Below are 17,245 nucleotides of genomic sequence, written 5' to 3'. Positions count from 1 at the left end.
TATCAAGAAACCCTTGTGCAATAAGGGATTGAAGCTTCCCGTTTTAACAATATGGGAAGCAGGCATCGGCGTAGCTCTATGCTGGTGGTTTTGTTGAATGCTTGGTAACGGAAGGGGAGTGTTTTGGGGTAGTAAGTGGATTGGCTTTGGTTGCTAGCCACACTTAATCTGAATTTGGTTGTAAGCGTCCATTGCCACATAAGCTAGAAAGTTACACTCCCACATTTCATACAGCTCCGTGGTTTCTTGTAGGTGCATGCCAAGCCAGCCGCTAAAGCGTGCGAAAGCGACGTTGTTAGCAAAATCAAAAGTCAGGTCGGGAACCAGTTCCGGTGTTTCGTCACCCACATAAACGCGGTCCGTTATTTCACTAATGGCAATATGGCTGTCTTTAATATCGATAGTGATAGAGACAGGATGAAACCCTCCATCTTTCGGGTGGTAACTGGTGTCCTTAAATCGGATAGTTAGCCGTCCTCGGTAATTAACATCATGAATAGAACGTTTGATTAAGTCTTTGAGTTGGTGTGAAGGCTTGGCTCGCTTGCATGCGAACATAGCCAGGTTAGCAGCTTGATTCATAGTGACCTCTTTGAGGGAAATGGAGATTAGCAAATGGGGGTAATGTCGATTGAGATTGCAGAGTGTGCGATGAGCGAGCGAGTGACTGCTTTAAGCCAACTGGCGAGTAAGGTTTGTACTTCTGGCCGTTGTAAGCTGCACTGCTTAATTTCAGGGTGATAGAACCAACAACCCGCGAAGTTGAAATACAGCGATAACTCTTTTTGTGGCGAGCCTGTGACGACAACATCAAAGGTTGCGATAAAGCGAAGCTGCCAGGGCGAATCACTGGATGTGCGTTCTAGTTGAATTTCAATGGGCTGAAATCGTTGGTCAGTCTCTTGAGAGCGAATGTTTAACGCCAAACGCTCAACTGTATTAGGAATGGTGCTGTCCAATAGCAGGGCATCAAGAAAGCAATGCATTGGAGTAACGAGATCATCACTAAGTCCGGAAACAATAAACTCACTCATATCAATCCCTTCTCAGCGAATGAAACGCAATCTTCCCCAACAACGATGTGGTCTAAGACACGGATATCCACGAGCTTTAGAGCGTCGATAAGTCGCTGAGTAATGCGTTTGTCGGCTTGGCTAGGCTCAGCAATGCCGGAAGGATGGTTGTGGGCAAAAATCACCGCGGCAGCGTTGTGGTTTAGTGCTGTCTTCAATACTTCACGGGGATAAATCGAAGCGGCGTCAATCGTGCCAAAGAACAACTCTTCAAAACTGATCAATTGATGTTGGTTATCAAGAAACATCACGGCAAACACTTCACGCTCATGTGCTCCTAATTTGAGCTTTAAATACTCTTTAACATTGGTTGGATTAGTGAACGTGCCTTCACGTTTGTATTTCGTAGCTAGAGCTTCGGCTGCACGCTCTAGCAGCTCATTGAGTTCTGAAGTCTCAAAGGGGTAGTCATGGTCAGTATTTGGGGTACGCATAAGGGCTCCTTAGACTATCTGTTTGGTTATGCGTACTGATGAAATATATCTGAAAGGGTTTTAAATCAGGCTTGTTAGGAATTGGAGGATAGAAAGCAAGCGTGCCCAGAGACAGGTAAAAAATAACTGACTTGCCGTTGTTATGTAGGAATCGCTGTAAAGCAAGTTATTAACAATCAAGCCAAATCAAAGAATGTATCGGCTTATTAGTCTCTGGAGAGTATGACAATGAAGACAGAAATTTATGTAGAAGCGGCCATGGTGAGAAAGAAAAGAGGTCGTCTTGTTGGCGGTGTTGGCTTAATCGTGATCGATGATGATGCGTGCATTGAACATGAAGATTGGGAGTATTTTGACTATGTCGCAGACCAAACTTACCTAGAGCTGTCAGCGCTTGCTTTTGGGTTAAAGCATGCGAGAGATGGCGATATTATCTATTCAAGCAGCGATTATTGCGTCAAGGGCTTTAATGAGTGGTTAGATGGCTGGAAGCGACGAGATTGGCGTAAAGCAAATAAAGAATCGATAGCTAATGCAGAGCTCTGGCGGCTGGTGGATGAAAGAAGCGCGGAGAAGCATGTTGAGGTGAGAAAAGTCGCTGCCTGTTCAGCAGGAAAAGATGCAGCTTATAGATACGCTCTCCTTGCGACGAAACGTCAGTTGTAAGGACAATGAATCACTTGCTGGTAGTTCCAGCAAGTGATTCTTTTTTGTTGTTATCGAATTTTATAGCTTTGCAGACAAAGCTCTGGGGGCAAAAAACAGTATTTTTCTACGTGCCAGTCAATCCCATGGGAACACACAGTATAGGAGAACGTCCCATGAGATTTCTAAAGCTAAAAGAAGTAATGCAAAAGACTGCATTAAGCCGTTCAGCGATTTACCGAAAAATGAATGATGGTGAGTTTCCAAAATCCATCAGTTTGGGGGATAGGGCCGTGGCCTGGGTGGAAGGTGAGGTAGATGAGTGGATGGAGGAGTGCTTGATGGGGCGTTAATTGGCTACTTACCGCCAGATAATATTGTTACTTGAAGAACACGTCGCTAAAAAGCAGGTATTTGAATTATGTCCTAGAGGATAGTCTTTGAGATGTACTGCAATTGTGCAGTTCTAATCAAAGGAGATACATTATGACAAAAAGCAAAGGTAATCGCGGTCCATCAAGCCACCCTGGTCCAGGAGGAAACTGGCCGTCAACAACAGGGAATAAATCAGGTGGTGGACGAGGAGTGGCTGCTCCTAAGAAAGGATAACTAGAAGGTAGGAGAGGGCCTGTTTTCAGGCCCTTTGAATGAAATGACAGAATTACATTATCGTTTTCCAACTATAGGCGAGGTTGTTCGGGAGCTTTTTAATGCTGCCGGAATCCTCCCTCAGAAGAAGGATGAAACTTCAGTTATTGGAGGAGAGAAACACAAAAAGGCTATACAGAAAAGCCTTGCGCGGTTAGCGAGTGAAAACTCAAAGATTAGTACTCAACTAGAAGATCTACTAAGTATATTTGGTGAAATAGTGTTCGAGTTAGTGGATGACCCTCGAGTAACATTGGCCATAATGGCTTCAATCGAAGATGCTTTGGACCAATATAGAGACCTTGTCCGCCTCGATGGAACATATCTGTCTTTTCCCGAGACGATTAAGTGGGTAGTTCAGCATCGCTTAATAGATAGGGTATTAACTTCATTATTTAAAAACTCGTTGGCATTCGACGTTAATGCATCAGGTCTATCATTACCTGGAGACAAGTTTTGGTGGTTGCCGGAGGTGAACTTTGACGCCAAGGAGGAGACAGTTCAGTTTCCAATAACCAAAGTGTGGCAATGGATATATAGCTCTCAGGGCTTATCTCAGATCAGGTTCCATAACCCAGCTCAGTGTGATATTTCATATCAGACAAACAAGCAATTGGTAGAAAAATACAAGCGTTATGAACGGAACCTTGAAAATGCACAAAGGTGGACCTCAGGCCAGCAGCTACCCAGTACGCATGCTCTCATTAAAGTGCTGAATGATTCAATCGAAGCTCTGGCCGAGATTGGTGATGAAAGATACAGCAGAGATATTACTCCAAATCAGGTTAACGCTTATCGAGTAGCACTCTTTTTGAGGCGATTTACAACATATTGCTTCAAGTCTGTTCAAAACGCTTATGGTGATGATTATTTACATCAACTCGTTATCGGTTTTAGGAAGCAGTACCGGAGGTTTAATAGAGAGACATGTCACTATAGGGTGTTAGTGCTAGAGCGTGTTAACAATATGGACGTTCTGGCGCTTGAACGACAAGACTATTGGTATAGTGCCGTAATGGAGTTGTGGTGGCTTAGGGCTGATAAAATTAAATGGGGCTCCCAAGGCATCAAATATAACATGGACAGCAAAGGCACTAGCCGCATCGAGCAGTTCAGGAAGTTGATAGTTCATATTGGGCCTGCCATGACTTATAGCTTAGTGAAGCATCATGAGAATCCGACTAACGACTTGGTGTCTAGTGATTTTCCTCGGCTGCTGGATGAAGGGCTAAAACTCAAGAAAAAAGCAACGTCATTAAGTGAAATTGATGAGTATAAGAATAGAGTCGAAATTGCTGAGCTAGGCAAAATGCTATGCTGGCAGGTGGAATGGTGTAAAGCTATTTTCCACTATAGAAATGAAGACTATCAAAATGCACATACTCATTTTCAACGAGCTTTTTCTTTAGCACGTTATTCTGCAGGACAGGAGCAATACTTGCTCGTTAATCAATATATTGAAAGCAGCGCTAAAGCTGATAATTACAGAGAGTTCAAAAAAACCGTTGCGTGGGCAGATTATCTCGGAATCAAGGTTCGTTGATTGCGAGGAATGGAAGACCCTGAGTCGGAAGATAGCTTGCGTACAGTATATGCGTTAATGAAGACTGCACGGTACTGGCAGCTATGATCACTTAACACGAAGCCAATGATTGGAAAAATGGAATCTAACTTAGATATAATCTGACAGGCACCGAGTCGAAAAGTGGGTAACTGTCAGATCAGGTCTGAATTAGTACAAATCACCAATGTGTTTGATTTCTTTCAAGTTAGAAGTATAAGTACTGTTTTAGCTCCTCAAAGTTCGCCACAATAATCTGCTGACCTTTAGGGTTCGAATCCAATACATTAATATCTATATTGTAGGTATCAAGAACGTAGCGAGCCAACGCAGCATTGGTTGGTATTGCGAGTCTACCTTTTTCCATACCGTAGTCATGCTCAACGACATTGGCTTGAGCTTCTGTTAGTCGTGGGTCAGGTTTTAAATCAACTGTTAGGAGAGTATTCCATAACTCGTCATGCTCTCTTCCTTTTACTCTTTTGTCCTCAAGCATTGGAATGCCTCTCGTGCGGCTGAGAACAAAATCACGATAACCTCTAGCATGCTCACAATAGGCCCGAACATGCCAGCGTAGAGGTGTGCAAACGAGGGTATGAGGAGAGATAATCCGCTCAACTTCAAAGCCGTCTTTGAGCGATGTGTAGCCTATGTCGACACGTTTTTTCTCTCTAATAGCTTGAACTAAAGGGCGCAATATTTGTGGTGATATATTACGAGTTACAGGGCGGATCATTGAAACATTCTCAAATCCCATATCGAGTTGTTTAAATGTGATGGTTATATCTTCACTTCTTGAAAGAATGTGCAAATACTCATCAGCATGACCACTAGTCAACTGTGGGACGAAGCTATCACTGGGCTTGTAGCCTTTCAGCTGTTTATCATAAACAAGATTTCCTGGAGCGATATCGGCTAGATAGGTGTTGATGTCTTTCGAAGCTTGCTGCCTGCCAATACCAAAGCTCTTAATCAAATGGTTCGTAGTTAACCTTCCTTCCCACAAAGCAATGACTTCTATCATTCTATACCGGAACAATAAATCCCATCTTATTGGCCATTTACTCATTATTAAATTCCTGTCTAGTTACGCTACATGTATATGTATTCGTTGTTTACCTGTAGTCATTATCGTCATATTATCAAATCAACTAGAACAGTACAGCGCAATTTTATGGTGAAGATATTAGGTTTTAGCATGTTGTGTGCTTCCTTCAAATCAACCGCAGAGCTATTAAGAGAGTTAACAATGGAATTTATCTTTCCTTATATACAAATATTGACACTAGCTGCAAGGCAACTAGTTCAACTATATGAGACTGTTACCCGTGGCTCGGTACAGATATTCACGAGCGGTTCATTAACATACCATGTTGGAATGGGGATGATTATTCTGTCGTTGTTGATAGTTATCAGCTTAGTTGTATCTGTTTACACCATATACAAAAAGACAGGATGGAGCGGTATTTGTGTATACTCATTAATCCTCTCTATCCCTGGTCTTGTGACTTTGTATGACCCACAATGGGTTGTAGGTAAACTTATGAAGAGACATCATTTTGAGGCTGGTGGCAGTCCTTATTCAGATGGTGTTGGAGACTTACATGGTCTTATCAGTCTTTTGGTTATAGTTCTATTTTTTGGTTGGTCTATATTTTTGCATCTTCAGGTCATACTCAATGACAAGAAAGTAAAATCACTAATCGATCATATATGGTACCCATCAGGTTTAGTCCTGGCCGCAGCGTTTTTATTGATGCAGGGTGACGAGGCTAAGAAGTGGGGCAATCAAAATGAGCTCGAGTTGGACTTTGCAAAGAGAGCCGAAACTATCTTAAACCAAAATCGTATAGCACTAAATTATCTCCGTAGTAACGAAATTGAGCCTTTTTTGACCGAGTATCAGGCCAAGTTGCTGGAGGATTATTTTGTTCGTTCGGTTTCAAGCTTTCGTATGTATGGGCCTGTTTCAGGTGTTACCCGGTTCAGCAAATCGGATGATATTTTCGGGGCAAGTTGGTCAGAGACTAAACTATTGCTCGATCAAATTAACACGCACATTTGTAGTGGCAGTAGTGTCACTTTGGAATGTCATCATTGGACGCTAAGAGATTTCGAACTAACAAATGGGAAACTTGAACCATTTGACCCTCCTGTAATAATTCCTTATCAATATTTTGATGTTCTAAATGGTCTGTCGGAAAAAATCGAAATAAGTTTAGAGTCTTTTCGAGATCATGCTCCTTCAAAAGCTGTACGCCTATTGATTTTTTGCGTGTTAGCAATGTTCGCAGGAGCGAAGATCTCTACTGCAACCTATGTGCTATTACCTAGTTCAAACGCAAAAGACAGAATGAGTAGTAGTATCAGAACAAATGATAAACAGAAGGGTTCCAAAACTGACAGCTCGAGTAATATCGATGAAGCATATCAACAGTGATTATAAGAACGACCTTTGGGAGCTACAGATTAAAGGCATCGAGGGTCCAATATTAGCCAGTGATTATCTGGGGCTATATGGTTCAACACCTGATGAAGTTCGTACAGCATCTATAAAGAAGAAAATTGTAGTTCATAACGCGGAAGGTGAAGACTTTATTCAATGTGGTTATTGTGGCCTCCCTGTAAGATACCGGGCACGAAGCGCGACTAGTAGGGCTGCTTTTTATCACAAGCATATTCCGGAGTTAGACGAGGTCGATTGTCCATTTCACAGTGACTACCATGGTGATTTTGCATTTACTGAAGCTGAAATGCATGAAACTCAATGGCACTTTCGCACAAAGCACTTTATTGCCGGTACATTGAGGGAATCAGATCAGATAAAGCGTGATTCTATCCAAGTAGAAAAGTTTGTCTTTGCAGAAAAAGGCACTTCCAACAAATGGCGCAAGCCTGATATTTGCTTTGAAGACACCGATGGTAATCGATTCGCGATAGAGTTGATTCAAGGTTGGTTGGACCCAGAAATAATCCATGCTCGCGAGCAGTTCTTCTTAGGGGAAGAGATCAACCTGATTTGGTTGTTTAGTGAAGGTCGAAGCGATTCTATTTTCTATTACATCATGTACGGTACTGCCTTAGAGGCTCACCCTGAAAGTTTTGCGGAGTTTGAGAGCAAAGTGAAAGACATCCAATGTAATGCCTTTGTTTTCTCACAAGAAGCGTTAGTTAAAAGCCAAGAGAGCGGAGAGTTCTACTTCGAAGCACACTTCCCCGAGTTTGATTTTCAATCAACAGAGCTTTTCTTAGAGATGAGCTATGGGTGTCAAATGGTGGCATTGAGTGACCTAATGTTGTCTCCAGAAAGGCTGCCATACGCAATCAATACAAAAGCTGCTCTGCATGGAAAGCAACAAGAACTGTCAGCTGCCATACAGGAAAAGGCTCAACGAGAATCTCGGCAGTCAGTAAAACGAATCTATCAATTGATTGATCAGATTGATTCTCGTGGAGAGAAGGGGGCGATTTCTTCGTTAGCAATTACGCATTTATCAGATGAGATAAATGAATGCTTTGATTATGTATTGCAGGAGAATGAAGAACGGAACTCCCTACTTGAATTAGCTCGTCAAGCAATCGCCCGAGAAAACACTAGGCTTGAAGAGCGACAAAGGAAAGCTGAACGTATAGAGCATGCCAAGGAGCTTGCAGGATTACGCCATCAAATAGTTTACGTCCGAAAAGTGCTTAATCAAGGTGTAACAGTTCAAGAGTTAACCGATCTCAGATACCACCTAGCAGATGTTGTGAGCAATTATTGGGATGTCATATCTAGCGATTTGTCTTCTCCCGTTTGGCCGCGTTATTTGAACGTTCTTTTGGAAAAAATTGGTGCTCAAACAACATCTCTTGCCAAAGCTCTACCTAAACCAGTGGCCATATGGAGCATCACTAATGATCTTCTCAGCTACCCACTGGAGAAACGTATGCAGTTGTTCGAGACTAATAGTCCATTGGGTATTGCTATGTCACATCAGCTTTCAGCATATTCTCTCCATAAATCACCTCTAGAAACTCAAGAGCTAAAAGATAAATTAGATGAGATTAAACGCAGAACTAAAGAGCAGTTTTTGAACAGGAATTGGAAGGCATTAATGGGTAGCTGGGATTCTGAACATAGCTATTTTGATACTTTTCTTCAAGCGGGAGACCTCTTATGTATTGAGGAGCCATTAGAACTTCAAGAACTGGAACAAGATTGGGTTGAAGAAGCTTTGAACAACTTTGTAGGGAGGTTGGCTTTCCAGCTAAATGAATTCTACAAAGCAGCTTGTGAAAGGTCTTACGCGAGAGTCGATAAAATTCGGCTCGGCAAATTGCTGTCGTTTTGGGACTGGCTTGATCAAGGAGGCTATCTCTACGGTCAACCCGTTTCATCAGAGAGGGCAATTGAGCTAAGGAAATATCTGTTAGAGCATAACAAAGACAAAAGTAAGGTATAGATAGGCCGTGTATAAATTTAACTCTCTTAAAGCTGGAACAAAACTCAACAACACTGAGTTATGCGAAGCATTTGGTTGTAGCCCACAAGGCGGCATGCGCCGCTCGCATAAAACCAATACATTGGTCATTGTATCGAACCACATAAAGTCTATTTATGATGACCGGTGGGTAGGTGACGTTCTCCACTATACAGGCATGGGTTCTAAAGGCCATCAAAGCCTAACGTTTCAGCAGAATAGGACGCTAGCTGAATCGAGAACCAATGGTGTCGCTCTTCACTTATTTGAGGTATTTAAGGACCAAGAATACACCTATGTTGGCGAAGTCGTTCTCGACGGTGAACCGTACGCGGAAACGCAAGATGATGAACAAGGTAATCCAAGAAAGGCATATTTGTTCCCTCTAAAGCTTGTAACGGGTGAGCGCCAGGTAAAAAAAGAAGATCGAGATAGCGTCGAGAGCGTCCGAGCTCGCAAGGCCAAGAGGTTGACGCTTGAGGATCTTCAGTCTTTGGCGACGAAAGGTGGAAAAACCGCTACACGGTACCAACAACAATCCACCAGCTACGAACGAAATGTTTGGGTAGCAGAATTGGCTAAACGCCTAGCTAAAGGTCAGTGCCAACTTTGTCTACAACCTGCGCCATTTAAAAATGCGAAAGGCGAGCCTTATCTCGAGACGCACCATATCGTTTGGCTCTCCAAAGGTGGAGACGATACGGCTGAAAACACAGTCGCATTGTGCCCCAATTGCCACAAGAAAATGCACATCGTAGATGACGCAAAGGATGTTGAGGTTTTAAAATCTCGTAGCATTAAATTATTAGAAGAGCAGAATCAATGAGTAAAAAACACATTGAAGTCGTCGCGGCTGTCCTGAAAAATGAAGGCGAGTTCCTAACCGTACAAAGAGCGCCATCGAAACTCGATTATGTTAGTAAAAAATGGGAGTTCCCTGGTGGTAAAGTAGAAGCAGGCGAAACGCTTGTTGCAGCTATTACCAGGGAGCTAGATGAAGAGTTAAGAATTGCCGTTACTGAACCACAGTTTTTGTTGACGATTGAGCATAGCTACCCTGATTTTGATATCACCATGCATTGTTTTGTTATTGAGGTACCAACGCGCGAACTTGAGCTTACAGAGCATATTGACTCTCGTTGGTTATCCAAAGACCAACTTTGGGATGTTGATTGGGCTGCGGCTGATATACCGGCCGTTGAAAAACTACAGTCTACGTTCTGAAGGATAACGAAAATGGACCTAAAAGCAGGCTGGGATGGGACTTGGCAAGACTTTCTTTCTACAGACAAAGCTAGTTTTCTAGAGTCGTTAGTGACATTTCATCGAAGTTTGAGTTGGACGCAAGCTCTCGATCCTGCGCAACACTACGCTTGGGAAACTGAATACGATGTAATGACGTCTACCCTTAATCACGTCCTTGCAGAAACCCAAGTGAAACCAGGGAAGTGCTGGATAGCTTTTGAACAAGAATTGATTGGTGAAGGCGGAAAACGAGCGGCGGATGTTAACCTAGTTACTCTAGCTGGCGAATTGTTTGTAGTCGAGTTCAAACATAAGCAAGAGGCCTCTGAATACGAAATTCTTCGAGCAAACTCTGATTTGCAAACAATGCGACGCTATCACAGTGAATCTATTGACCTAGTCGGTCATGGCTTTGTTGTACTCACCAAGCCTGGCGCTAAGCCGTTTCAACACCCAAATGTCGTATGTGACATCGTAGAAAACGGTTTGGCACTCCAATTAGCGTCACAGCTTATAACGTCATTAAACAACCCAGGTTACTATGATGTACTCCAGTGGGCAAAAGGTGAGTTTTATCGTCAGCCGAGCATACTTCATGGTACTGCCCAGGTTTTTTTCGACGCTAAAATACCTACGTTAAAAACCTCGGCCGGTGAAAATATTGACCAGGCACGTGCGGCACTGTTAAAGCTTTATCAGCATGCTAGGGATAAGCAGCAAAGATATGTTGTTGTCGTTCATGGGCGCCCTGGTGCCGGTAAGACATTACTGGGCATTAGTTCCGTTGCGGAAATTGCACGTAGTGAGAGCGCAAAGCAGAGTGAACCTATTTTTCTTTCTGGCAATGGACCTCTCGTTCAGGTACTACAACATACGTTAGATTATAGTGGTAAGCAGTCAGTTGGCCGGATTGTAGATAAGGTCATTGATGGTCGAGTGATGATCCAAGATCTGCTCCCTTTCAAGAAGGATCTAAAGCGCTCACTAAAATCACGCAGAGAGACTTTTGTTGTATTTGATGAGGCGCAGCGAGCGTGGGACAAAGCAAGCCCGAGAGAATCACAATCACCGTCTGAGTTAATGCTGTTTTGTAACTGGCTTGCTTGTCAACCGTTTGGAGTATTGGTGCTTTTGGTGGGGGATGGTCAAGCGATCCATCGCAATGAGATGCAGCTAGATCAGATGCTAGCAGACCTAGATGCAGCAATAAGAGCACAAAACGGCAAAGTAGTCCCCATTATGCCATCGCTTCACGCCGGTAAAATGCAGCTCATTACGCCAATTAAGAAAGACGTGTATAACCTTAAAACGCCCATTCGGCAGGCCTATACGGAAAGCTTGGACAAGTGGATTGAAGCGGTCCTATCTAATAACCCTGAGCAAGCGCAACGAGTCGCTTTAGATATTCAGGCTGACTACCCATTGCGGCTGACTCAAAACAAGCAAACTGCTGAAACTTATGCTCTGGGTGTACAACAAACTATGCACGAAGGAAACAAGCTTCAAGACGCCTTTAGAACAGGCTGGTTGATGTCCAGCCAAGGTGGCAAGTTTATTGAGGAAGTCCAGAAAGATAAATACAAACCAGGTAAACACATTGGGCCCTGGTACGTTGAGCCGCCAAGCTCTGAAAATTCATGTTGCCAGTTTGATGCGGCTTGTACTGAGTTTAGTTGTCAAGGTTTAGAACTATCACTTGCTCTGTTTAACTGGGGGCAGGATATGGTCTATCGCAACGGAAAGCTGGTGGTGGCTGACCTGCGTCAGTACGAACATTACACAGAGGGTAGCTATAGAGTATTACTTAGTCGTGGGCGCAGTGGGTTAGTGATTAAATGTGATGATCAGGAAACATATGGATATTTGAAGTCTTGTGGCATGAAAATTTTATAACATAATCACCACCAGCAGAAGCTGGTGGTGATTGTCTTTTTTACTCAACCAAACCCTAGTATCTCTAAAGCTCTGTCAGATTTCTTATTCCAAATGGGGTATTTGTTAGGATAGTACCAGCCATTAAATTCTTTGATAGCTGAATCCCCGAGGCCGAATAAAGAGAAGCTACTTCTTTGTAAATCGGCCACTCTCTCAGAAATCGGTATGGCTTCATTAGCCAAGTGATGAAGTGAGTTTAAGACTTGCTTAGAAGTATTACGTGTCGCAAATGCCTCTGCCTTGCCAGTGTACCGATCATCGACATAACGGGATGCGTGAAAAGTAAGGTAAAGCTCTTTTAATTGATTTTTGTTGAGGGAGCTTAAAGACAGCAGTGACCTAAGGTTGTTCGCTCGTTCAAGCATCTGGCGACAATATTGCTCACCAGCTTGGTCCCATTGTATAAACTCTTCGAAGAGGGCTCGAGTTAAAGGTTCGCTTGGCCCATTGACAGTTTGTTGCCTAAGGAACTCTTTATCACTTCTCTTTTCTTCCACAATGAAGTGCCAAAAATGATCAATAACAAATGATTTTGGTACATCAGAATAATTGAGGTTGATGTCATCCTCGCAGAGCTTAGCGACATATTTAACCGCATTCTGCACTCGTTCGTAGCCAGCACCTAGCACCGCAGGTGAAGCGATGATGTCATTGAACTGTGGTTTTTCAAATGTAGCTAACTCTTCCTCGTATCGATCTAGGACGTCTGAGGTTAGCGGACTACCTAATTTGAATATTTGTTGAGCGTGTAAATATCCATCTTCAGCTTGTTTACCTTCTAGAAGTATGTTCGTTTCAATATTGTTGTATAGGCCGCCGTTGGTCATGTTCGATGAGCCAATAGCTACGTTATATTCAGCACCCGACAGTGAATTTCTATCACCTTTTTCAAATGCGTAGATTTTGGAGTGTAACTCTCGACCCAAAAAGTGGACCGTCACATTTGGAAGTAACAGTGTTTCTCTGAGTGCTCTTGGGCATGTTGGTGGCCTAAGCGAGACAGTAAGGTGAACTTTTTTACCAGCTCGGCTTAGAATTTTTACTTGTTGCTCTTGAGTATAAAAAGCAGTGATGAAACAGGCTTCGTCACAATCGTCGCCAAATTTAGTTAGCTTCGCTGCAAAGGCTTGTTTGTCATCAAGTCCATTGGTAATAATCAAGGTATTACTCCTAACTTTAAGTTTTAGCTAATTAACGCACGAATAAGGCAGATCTCAAATGGAGATGACTTAGTTCTCTAGGCTTAGTCTCAAATTGAACGTCGGTAAAAATAAATGTACTTAGTCTCGTATTGGGTGCCAGATCATTGCCCATTCCCCAATTTTCCCATATTCTCTCACGATCAATTCTGATGAATTAAACCAATATGAGATAACACTCTGAATGGTAGACCAAATTTTAACGTTGAAAGAGGTCGCTGCTTACCTAAAGTTGGCCGAAAAAACAGCATATAGATTAGCAAGCGAAGGTAAGCTGCCTGGTTTTAAAGTAGGTGGTTCGTGGCGCTTCAAACGTGAAGATCTCGAAGCGTGGATCGAAAAACAAAAAACGTAGGTGCTTTAGATGCTTCCAAGTTATCAAGATTTAATGAAGCCAGTGCTAGAGGCTGCGAAGAATGAAGAAGTTAAGCTTAGCAACGTTGTAGACTTGCTAGCGGAGCAATTCAACCTGTCGGAAGACGAGAGAACAGAGCTTCTTCCCAGCGGGCGACAAGCAGCTTTCACGAACCGAGTTGGATGGGCCAAAACCTATCTAGCGAAAGCAGGGCTTTTGGATTCAACAAGGCGTGGGCATTTCGTGATCACAGACTTGGGGAAAGAAGCTCTAAACAGTGGCGAAGAGATCAATAACCAATACCTTAAACGTTTTGATGACTTCAATGTATTCACTAAACAAAAGAACGGTGATTCAGACAAAGCTAAAGAGACAATAGTGTCTGATAGTGATGCGACGCCAGATGAAGTACTAAGGGCCGCTTACAAACAGATTAACGACGCATTAGCCGCTGATATTTTGTCACGAACACGTAAAGTGTCTTCAGCCTTCTTTGAGCAACTACTGATCGACCTGCTACTAGCAATGGGCTATGGCGGAAGCAATGAGGGTATGGCTCATACGCTAGGAAAGAGTGGCGATAACGGTGTAGATGGCGTGATTAATCAAGATCCGCTTGGTGTTGACCAGGTTTACATTCAGGCCAAGCGTTATGCTGACGGTAACAATGTTGGTGCAGGAGAAATCCGAGACTTCTTTGGTGCGCTCAATCTGAAGAAAGCTCAAAAAGGAATCTTCATTACCACATCCGAATTTACCTCATCAGCTATCCAAACAGCCCAAGACCTAGGTATGCGCATAGTGCTTATCAATGGTAAAGAGTTGGCTAAGCTGATGCTGCGCTACAACATTGGTAGCCGCGATGAGCAGGTTTTGCATATCAAGCGTATCGATGAAGAGTTTTTTGAAGGATAACCCACGATGGATAAAGAACTCACGCCAGAAGAACAGGCGAGATTAATCATAGATCAAAAGCTGGTGGATGCAGGTTGGACTATCCAGGATAAGAAGCGCCTCAATCTCTACGAAGGCCAGCAAGGCATCCACGGAATCGCTATTAGAGAGATGGATACGTCTACAGGTCCAGTGGATTACATGCTTTTCATTGATGGGAAAGCATGTGGTGTTATTGAGGCTAAGAAAGACGGAGTCTCTCTAGGTGGTGTTGCTGGGCAAAGTGAACGTTATAGCTTATCAAAATCAGCATTCACACAGCGTTGGATGGATGAGTTACCGTTTACCTACGAAGCAACCAGTGAAGAAATTCGTTTTTGTGACTATCGAGACCCTAAAGCACGTAGCCGAAATGTCTTCCATTTTCATAAGCCAGAGACATTGAAAAAGTGGCTAGAGGAAGAGAAAACACTTCGCGCGCGTATGTTGGATCTACCTGAATTGGACACGCAAGGTCTTCGTGATTGTCAAATCGATGCTATCAAAGGGATAGAAGACTCACTGAAAAAGAACAAACCCAGGGCTCTGTTGCAAATGGCTACCGGCTCGGGGAAAACATTTACTGCCGTTACGCAAATATTTCGTTTAGCAAAATACGCAAAAGCTAAGCGAGTCTTGTTCTTGGTTGATAGAGGTAATCTGGGTCGCCAGGCCAAGAAAGAATTTGAGCAATACGATACCCCACTTGACGGTCGAAAATTTACGTCTCACTACAATGTAAATATTTTGGGTACCACAGGCGTCGCGGATACAACGAAAGTGACTATCTCGACAATCCAACGGCTTTACTCACAGCTTTCAGGTTCAGAACTCGATGATGACGCTGATGAGCGCTCTGGATATGAAGTAGAAGTAGGTAGCGATGCTAAACAACCTCGAACGGTAAACTATAACCCAGCGATACCGATTGAGACATTTGATTTGGTCATCATTGATGAATGTCATCGCTCAATATATAACCTGTGGCGGCAAGTAATCGAGTATTTTGACGCATTTTTGATCGGGCTAACGGCGACACCAACCAAGAAAACCATCGGTTTCTTCAATCAAAACTTGGTCTCTGAATACACTCATGAAGATGCAGTCATCGATAAAGTTAATGTTGGTTATGACATCTACCGAATCAAAACCAAAAAGTCAGAGGAAGGGGACTTAATAGAAGCGGGGACCGCTGTACAGATCCGTGATAGGTTGACTAAGAAAAAGCGTCAGGAGATCCTCGATAAAGATGAGAGTTATAATAAAACCCAGCTAGATCGAAGCGTTATTGCGCCTAACCAAATAACAACCGTTCTAACCGCTTTTAAGGATAGATGCTTACCTGATTGCTTTAGTGAACGCTCTTGGGTCCCTAAAACCCTGATCTTTGCCAAAGATGATGATCACGCAGACCGTATCGTGGATAAAGTCCGAGAAGTATTTGATGAAGACAATCATTTTTGTAAAAAGGTAACTTATCGGGTTGGCAAGAAGAAAGCCGAAGACACCATTGCAGTATTTCGTACAAGCCCAAAGCTACGTATTGCTGTGACCGTCGATATGATTGCGACAGGTACGGATATTAAGCCTCTTGAGTGCGTTATCTTCATGCGTGATGTTCGCAGCCAAGCCTACTATGAACAGATGAAAGGACGTGGTACTCGAGTGATTGATACCAGTTCTCTACACCTTGTTACGCCGGATGCAAAAGCGAAAACCAAATTTGTCTTAGTTGACGCAGTCGGAGTGACAGAGTCAGATAAAACGGAAAGCCAAGCGATGGAGAAGAAACCATCAGTGTCTACCGAAAAACTGATGGAGCAAATTGCTAGAGGTGATCGAGATGCTGATACACTACGAAGCTTGGGTAACCGCTTAATCCGCTTAGACCTAAAGTTGGATGACAAGCGACGTGCAGAACTGACTAAGTTTATGGGCAAACCACTCGCGCTTGTGGCGGGTGAGCTGATACATGCAACGAATGAAGACTACCTTGAGCAAGAAGCGATAGAAAAGTTTGGCACCGACGCACCAACGGTCGAACAACGAGATCAAGTCTATAAGCCTTTAGCCGACGCTGCCGTTAAACCATTTCACAATCCTGATGTACGAGAGTTAGTGGAAAAGGTAAGGCGCAATACGGACCAAATCATTGATGAAAGTGCTGATGAACTTATCGATGCTGGCTTTGATGCTGAAAAAGCCGAGCATATTATCAAGAGCTTTAAGCAGTTTATGGATGACAACAAAGATGAGCTCACCGCAATTGAGTTAATTTACAGCAAACCGTACCAACAACGACATTTGAGTTACGATCAGATTGAAGAACTTGCTGAAAACATTCAAGCGCCGCCTTATAATCTCGCCCCTATTGAAGTGTGGAAGGCGTATGAGCAGCTCGAAGCAGCCAAAGTAAAAGGTGTACCACCTGCGACCTTGTTAACTAATATCGTAAGCCTAGTTAGTTATGCAACAGGCTTAAAAGATGTACTCGAACCATTCCCAGAAGTGGTCGAACGGCGCTTTAATGCGTGGCTAAGCCAGCAACAGCAAACTGGTGTTGAGTTTGATGAAAGCCAGCTTGAATGGTTGGAAATGATTAAACAGCAGATCGCCCAAAACGCAGAGATGATGATCGAAGACTTTGATTACGCCCCGTTTAACCAGCAAGGAGGGGTGTTCAAAGCAAAGCAGTTATTTGGTGACAAGCTGGATAACGTAGTAAATGAATTGAATGGTTATTTAATAGCCTAA

17 protein-coding genes are annotated in these 17,245 nt (G+C 43.2%); 12 read left to right on the top strand and 5 right to left on the bottom strand.

Going from position 1 to position 17,245, the window contains the following annotated elements; genetic code table 11:
* Positions 1 to 153: 153 nt before the first annotated feature.
* From R7P72_RS01340 to radC, 3 genes are read right to left on the bottom strand one after another with little or no spacing between them, the layout of a single operon-like run.
* The gene (locus R7P72_RS01340) at positions 154 to 582 is read right to left on the bottom strand and encodes a DUF2787 family protein (RefSeq protein ID WP_213886102.1); all 429 of its coding nucleotides are present in this window, start codon (positions 580 to 582) and stop codon (positions 154 to 156) included.
* A gap of 26 nt (positions 583 to 608) precedes the next feature.
* On the bottom strand, positions 609 to 1,034 hold the full coding sequence (locus tag R7P72_RS01335) for a DUF2787 family protein (protein ID WP_213886101.1): 426 nt from the start codon (positions 1,032 to 1,034) through the stop codon (positions 609 to 611).
* On the bottom strand, positions 1,031 to 1,507 hold the full coding sequence (gene radC, locus R7P72_RS01330) for a RadC family protein (protein WP_123015105.1): 477 nt from the start codon (positions 1,505 to 1,507) through the stop codon (positions 1,031 to 1,033). The genes R7P72_RS01335 and radC overlap by 4 nt, the downstream gene beginning before the upstream one ends.
* A 228-nt stretch (positions 1,508 to 1,735) precedes the next feature.
* Here radC and R7P72_RS01325 point away from each other — a divergent pair, with 228 nt between their 5' ends.
* The 4 genes from R7P72_RS01325 to R7P72_RS01310 all read left to right on the top strand — a co-directional run bounded on the left by R7P72_RS01325 (position 1,736) and on the right by R7P72_RS01310 (position 4,343).
* Positions 1,736 to 2,173: an RNase H family protein gene (locus tag R7P72_RS01325; RefSeq protein ID WP_213886100.1), complete on the top strand. Its 438-nt coding sequence runs from the start codon at positions 1,736 to 1,738 to the stop codon at positions 2,171 to 2,173.
* Positions 2,174 to 2,298: 125 nt separating this feature from the next.
* Positions 2,299 to 2,505, top strand: coding sequence for an AlpA family transcriptional regulator (locus R7P72_RS01320; protein WP_079749082.1), 207 nt, complete (start codon positions 2,299 to 2,301; stop codon positions 2,503 to 2,505).
* 133 nt (positions 2,506 to 2,638) lie between these two features.
* Complete coding sequence (locus R7P72_RS01315) at positions 2,639 to 2,761, top strand: hypothetical protein (RefSeq protein WP_255201256.1); 123 nt, start codon at positions 2,639 to 2,641, stop codon at positions 2,759 to 2,761.
* Between the two features lie 43 nt (positions 2,762 to 2,804).
* Positions 2,805 to 4,343: a hypothetical protein gene (locus tag R7P72_RS01310; RefSeq protein WP_176311512.1), complete on the top strand. Its 1,539-nt coding sequence runs from the start codon at positions 2,805 to 2,807 to the stop codon at positions 4,341 to 4,343.
* A 226-nt stretch (positions 4,344 to 4,569) separates the two neighbouring features.
* On the opposite strand, the gene R7P72_RS01305 is transcribed toward R7P72_RS01310, so the two are convergent.
* On the bottom strand, positions 4,570 to 5,430 hold the full coding sequence (locus R7P72_RS01305) for a WYL domain-containing protein (RefSeq protein WP_318110363.1): 861 nt from the start codon (positions 5,428 to 5,430) through the stop codon (positions 4,570 to 4,572).
* Between the two features lie 180 nt (positions 5,431 to 5,610).
* On the opposite strand from R7P72_RS01305, the gene R7P72_RS01300 reads away from it, so the two are divergent.
* Genes R7P72_RS01300 through R7P72_RS01280 form a run of 5 tightly spaced genes read left to right on the top strand, consistent with a single transcriptional unit; the run spans position 5,611 to position 11,962 of the window.
* Complete coding sequence (locus tag R7P72_RS01300) at positions 5,611 to 6,801, top strand: hypothetical protein (protein WP_176311513.1); 1,191 nt, start codon at positions 5,611 to 5,613, stop codon at positions 6,799 to 6,801.
* Positions 6,782 to 8,806 carry a hypothetical protein gene (locus R7P72_RS01295; RefSeq protein ID WP_318110362.1) on the top strand — a complete coding sequence of 675 codons (2,025 nt, stop codon included), beginning with the start codon at positions 6,782 to 6,784 and terminating at the stop codon, positions 8,804 to 8,806. The genes R7P72_RS01300 and R7P72_RS01295 overlap by 20 nt, the downstream gene beginning before the upstream one ends.
* 7 nt (positions 8,807 to 8,813) lie before the next feature.
* On the top strand, positions 8,814 to 9,650 hold the full coding sequence (locus R7P72_RS01290) for an HNH endonuclease signature motif containing protein (protein ID WP_176311515.1): 837 nt from the start codon (positions 8,814 to 8,816) through the stop codon (positions 9,648 to 9,650).
* Positions 9,647 to 10,048 (top strand): (deoxy)nucleoside triphosphate pyrophosphohydrolase, encoded by a 402-nt coding sequence (locus R7P72_RS01285; protein ID WP_176311516.1) that lies wholly within the window; start codon positions 9,647 to 9,649, stop codon positions 10,046 to 10,048. Before R7P72_RS01290 ends, R7P72_RS01285 begins: the two co-directional genes overlap by 4 nt.
* Positions 10,049 to 10,060: 12 nt before the next feature.
* Positions 10,061 to 11,962, top strand: coding sequence for a DNA/RNA helicase domain-containing protein (locus R7P72_RS01280; RefSeq protein WP_213886098.1), 1,902 nt, complete (start codon positions 10,061 to 10,063; stop codon positions 11,960 to 11,962).
* A gap of 44 nt (positions 11,963 to 12,006) precedes the next feature.
* Here the strand turns inward: R7P72_RS01280 and R7P72_RS01275 are convergent, their stop codons facing one another.
* Complete coding sequence (locus R7P72_RS01275) at positions 12,007 to 13,164, bottom strand: phospholipase D family protein (RefSeq protein WP_176311518.1); 1,158 nt, start codon at positions 13,162 to 13,164, stop codon at positions 12,007 to 12,009.
* 223 nt (positions 13,165 to 13,387) lie between these two features.
* Here R7P72_RS01275 and mads1 point away from each other — a divergent pair, with 223 nt between their 5' ends.
* The 3 genes from mads1 to R7P72_RS01260 are packed head-to-tail and all read left to right on the top strand — an operon-like array spanning position 13,388 to position 17,245.
* Positions 13,388 to 13,558 carry a methylation-associated defense system helix-turn-helix domain-containing protein MAD1 gene (gene mads1, locus R7P72_RS01270; RefSeq protein ID WP_176311519.1) on the top strand — a complete coding sequence of 57 codons (171 nt, stop codon included), beginning with the start codon at positions 13,388 to 13,390 and terminating at the stop codon, positions 13,556 to 13,558.
* A gap of 9 nt (positions 13,559 to 13,567) precedes the next feature.
* Positions 13,568 to 14,473: a restriction endonuclease gene (locus R7P72_RS01265; RefSeq protein ID WP_176311520.1), complete on the top strand. Its 906-nt coding sequence runs from the start codon at positions 13,568 to 13,570 to the stop codon at positions 14,471 to 14,473.
* A gap of 6 nt (positions 14,474 to 14,479) precedes the next feature.
* A complete protein-coding gene (locus tag R7P72_RS01260) occupies positions 14,480 to 17,245 on the top strand; it encodes a DEAD/DEAH box helicase family protein (protein ID WP_213886097.1) in 2,766 nt (921 codons plus the stop codon).

Source organism: Vibrio sp. Vb0888, from assembly GCF_033338835.1.
In the GTDB taxonomy this organism is placed as follows: domain Bacteria; phylum Pseudomonadota; class Gammaproteobacteria; order Enterobacterales; family Vibrionaceae; genus Vibrio; species Vibrio alginolyticus.
The sequence above is the reverse complement of the archived record's forward strand: the minus strand, read 5'-3'. Positions and strand labels throughout refer to the sequence as shown.